We start from the raw sequence: 4,408 nt of genomic DNA on the forward strand, positions 1-4,408 counted from the left end.
ACAATAAGCTGCTTATTGATGTATCAGTAAGCATGCCGGCAGCCATTGCGCTTGATATAATACTACCCCATATGAGCAAGAGTATTTTCACGGAAAAGCTAGCAGCCAATTTCGGCCTCGCGGCCTTCCCGCTTCTCAATTGAGCATATAATTTTTCCGCAGCCAAAACCTGCTCAGGTTCAGGCTTGGTCCTTACAGACTGGTATTCAACAATCGAACCATTCTTAGCTATTGGCGTTACATAAGCACTTACCCAATAGTGGTCGCCATTTTTACAGCGATTTTTTACTAGCCCCATCCATGAGCGGCCAGATTTTAATGTACTCCACATATGCTCAAATGCAGCAGGCGGCATATCTGGGTGTCTTACGATGTTGTGAGGCTGGCCTAATAGTTCTTCCTCAGTGAAACCACTGATTTTAATGAAGTCAGGATTAACGTACGTGATATGGCTTTGAGGGGAGGTAGTCGAAAGAATATTGGCATCTTTTGGGAGTTCTAAGTTTCGACCCGTCACTGGTAAATTCTGGCGCATAAGAACCTCAAGGGTTGGCTGTTTTATTTTATTGTTTTCGGCATTAAGCCCAATTTCTTGAGCGTTACGATAAAGCTAGCATGGAAACGATAGGTGCAAGCAAGTTAAGGGTTGCATCGCGCATGTCAATCTAGGCTATACCCTAACTTGATGTCAGGCAGGGCCGCGCCGCTTCGTCAGAATAGAGTCTGCTTTCCCATTTTTTGACACATGCCCGCGAAGGTTATAGATTTCAGCCTGACAGAAATGGGCTTTGAGGCACAACGGAACAGAAAGTGCACTTAAGCCGCCTTCAACCAAGGAGACATCGTGCAGGGGCACCGCATCGGCTACGTCCGGGTCAGCAGCTTTGACCAGAACCCGGAACGCCAGCTGGAACAAACCCAGGTGAGCAAGGTGTTCACCGACAAGGCATCGGGCAAGGACACCCAGCGCCCCCAGCTCGAAGCGCTGCTGAGCTTCGTCCGCGAAGGCGATACAGTGGTGGTGCACAGCATGGATCGGCTGGCCCGCAACCTCGATGACCTGCGTCGCTTGGTACAGAAGCTGACTCAGCGCGGCGTGCGCATCGAGTTCCTGAAGGAGGGCCTGGTGTTCACTGGCGAGGACTCGCCGATGGCCAACCTGATGCTGTCGGTGATGGGGGCCTTCGCTGAGTTCGAGCGCGCCCTGATCCGCGAGCGGCAGCGTGAGGGCATCGCCTTGGCCAAGCAGCGTGGCGCGTACCGGGGCCGCAAGAAAGCCCTGTCCGATGAGCAGGCTGCTACCCTGCGGCAGCGAGCGACGGCCGGCGAGCCCAAGGCGCAGCTTGCCCGCGAGTTCAACATCAGCCGGGAAACCCTCTACCAGTACCTCCGCACGGACGACTGACACATGCCGCGTCGCTTGATCCTCTCGGCCACGGAGCGGGACACCCTGCTTGCGCTGCCGGAAAGCCAGGATGACCTGATCCGCTACTACACCTTCAACGACTCCGACCTGTCGCTGATCCGCCAGCGACGCGGCGACGCCAACCGCCTCGGCTTCGCCGTGCAGCTCTGCCTGCTGCGCTACCCCGGTTACGCGCTGGGAACCGACAGCGAGCTGCCCGAGCCGGTCATCCTGTGGGTGGCGAAGCAAGTCCAGGCCGAGCCGGCGAGCTGGGCAAAGTACGGCGAGCGCGACGTGACCCGTCGCGAGCATGCCCAGGAACTGCGCACCTACCTGCAACTGGCCCCGTTCGGCCTGTCCGACTTCCGCGCCCTGGTGCGCGAGCTAACCGAGCTGGCCCAGCAGACCGACAAAGGCTTGCTGCTGGCCGGTCAGGCCCTGGAGAGCCTACGGCAGAAACGACGCATCCTGCCGGCGCTGAGCGTGATTGACCGGGCCTGCTCGGAAGCCATTGCGCGAGCCAATCGGCGGGTCTACCGCGCCCTGGTCGAACCACTCACGGACTCGCATCGGGCCAAGCTGGACGAGCTGTTGAAGCTCAAGGCCGGCAGCAGCATCACCTGGTTGACCTGGCTGCGCCAGGCACCGCTGAAACCCAACTCTCGGCACATGCTGGAACACATCGAGCGGCTGAAGACATTTCAGTTGGTGGACTTGCCCGAAGGCCTGGGCCGGCACATCCACCAGAACCGCCTGCTCAAGCTGGCCCGCGAGGGTGGGCAGATGACGCCCAAAGACCTCGGTAAGTTCGAGCCGCAGCGCCGCTACGCGACCCTGGCCGCCGTGGTGCTGGAGAGCACCGCGACCGTGATCGATGAGCTGGTCGATCTGCATGACCGCATCCTGGTCAAGCTGTTCAGCGGCGCGAAGCACAAGCATCAGCAGCAGTTCCAGAAGCAGGGCAAGGCGATCAACGACAAGGTGCGCCTGTACTCCAGGATCGGCCAGGCGCTGCTGGAAGCGAAGGAAAGCGGCAGCGACCCCTATGCCGCCATCGAGGCGGTGATTCCCTGGGACGAGTTCACCGAGAGCGTCAGCGAGGCCGAGCTGCTGGCCCGGCCGGAAGGCTTCGACCACCTGCACCTGGTCGGCGAGAACTTCGCCACCCTGCGCCGTTACACGCCGGCCTTGCTGGAGGTGCTGGAACTGCGCGCCGCGCCGGCCGCGCAAGGCGTGCTGGCAGCCGTGCAGACCCTGCGTGAGATGAACGCCGACAACCTGCGCAAGGTGCCGGCCGATGCACCCACGGCCTTCATCAAGCCGCGCTGGAAGCCGCTGGTGATCACCCCGGAAGGCCTCGACCGGAAATTCTACGAAATCTGCGCCCTGTCCGAGCTGAAGAACGCCCTGCGCTCCGGCGACATCTGGGTCAAGGGCTCGCGGCAGTTCCGCGACTTCGACGACTACCTGCTGCCGGCCGAGAAGTTCGCCGCACTCAAGCGCGAGCAGGCCCTGCCCCTGGCGATCAACCCGAACAGCGACCAGTACCTGGAAGAGCGTTTGCAGCTGCTGGACGAGCAGTTGGCCACCGTCACCCGCCTGGCCAAGGACAACGAGCTGCCCGATGCCATCCTCACCGAGTCAGGGCTGAAAATCACCCCGCTGGATGCGGCGGTGCCGGATCGGGCGCAGGCGCTGATCGACCAAACCAGCCAGTTACTGCCGCGCATCAAGATCACCGAACTGCTGATGGACGTGGACGACTGGACGGGCTTCAGCCGCCACTTCACCCACTTGAAGGACGGGGCCGAGGCCAAAGACAGGACGTTGCTGCTGTCCGCAATCCTCGGTGATGCGATCAACCTCGGGCTGACCAAGATGGCCGAGTCGAGCCCCGGCCTGACCTACGCCAAGCTGTCCTGGCTGCAAGCCTGGCACATCCGCGACGAAACCTATTCGGCGGCCTTGGCCGAGCTGGTCAACCACCAGTATCGCCACGCCTTTGCCGCCCACTGGGGCGACGGCACGACCTCATCCTCCGATGGCCAGCGCTTCCGCGCGGGTGGCCGGGGCGAGAGCACCGGGCACGTCAACCCGAAGTACGGTAGCGAGCCGGGACGGCTGTTCTATACCCATATCTCCGACCAGTACGCGCCGTTCAGCACCCGCGTGGTGAATGTCGGCGTCCGCGATTCCACCTATGTGCTCGACGGCCTGCTGTACCACGAGTCCGACCTGCGGATCGAGGAGCACTACACCGACACGGCCGGCTTCACCGATCACGTCTTTGCCCTGATGCACCTGCTAGGCTTCCGCTTCGCGCCGCGCATCCGCGACCTCGGCGAAACCAAGCTGTACGTGCCGCAGGGCGTGCAAGCCTACCCGACGTTGCGCCCGCTGATCGGCGGCACCCTGAACATCAAGCACGTGCGTGCCCACTGGGACGACATCCTGCGCCTGGCCAGCTCGATCAAGCAGGGCACCGTCACCGCCTCGCTGATGCTGCGCAAGCTCGGCAGCTACCCGCGCCAGAACGGACTGGCCGTGGCCCTGCGCGAGCTGGGCCGGATCGAGCGCACGCTGTTCATCCTGGACTGGCTGCAAAGTGTTGAACTGCGCCGCCGCGTGCATGCCGGCCTGAACAAAGGTGAGGCGCGCAACTCGCTGGCCAGGGCGGTGTTCTTCAACCGCCTTGGGGAAATCAGGGATCGGAGCTTCGAGCAGCAGCGCTACCGGGCCAGCGGCCTCAACCTGGTGACGGCGGCTATCGTGCTGTGGAACACGGTGTACCTGGAACGCGCCACCCAGGGGTTGGTCGAGGCCGGCAAGCCGGTGGACGGCGAGCTGCTGCAATTCCTGTCGCCGCTGGGCTGGGAGCACATCAACCTAACCGGCGATTACGTCTGGCGGCAGAGCCGCAGACTGGAAGACGGGAAGTTTCGGCCCTTACGGATGCCCGGAAAACCTTAGCGTACGATTTTTTCCGAATTCTGCGGGCTCCCC

Annotated in this window: 3 protein-coding genes; 2 read left to right on the forward strand and 1 reads right to left on the reverse strand. The window is 61.8% G+C overall.

Features of this window, described 5'->3' with window-relative positions:
• Positions 1-535: PAS domain-containing protein (locus ACOI7Z_RS26825; protein WP_340124716.1), on the reverse strand; the 535-nt coding region annotated here is incomplete at its 3' end.
• A 309-nt stretch (positions 536-844) separates the two neighbouring features.
• Here ACOI7Z_RS26825 and ACOI7Z_RS26830 point away from each other — a divergent pair.
• The gene (locus ACOI7Z_RS26830) at positions 845-1,405 is read left to right on the forward strand and encodes a recombinase family protein (protein WP_001161490.1); all 561 of its coding nucleotides are present in this window, start codon (positions 845-847) and stop codon (positions 1,403-1,405) included.
• Between the two features lie 3 nt (positions 1,406-1,408).
• The gene (locus ACOI7Z_RS26835) at positions 1,409-4,375 is read left to right on the forward strand and encodes a Tn3-like element TnAs1 family transposase (RefSeq protein WP_001138014.1); all 2,967 of its coding nucleotides are present in this window, start codon (positions 1,409-1,411) and stop codon (positions 4,373-4,375) included.
• Positions 4,376-4,408 lie beyond the last annotated feature (33 nt).

Source organism: Klebsiella sp. C283 (assembly GCF_048822555.1).
Taxonomy (GTDB): domain Bacteria; phylum Pseudomonadota; class Gammaproteobacteria; order Enterobacterales; family Enterobacteriaceae; genus Klebsiella; species Klebsiella quasipneumoniae.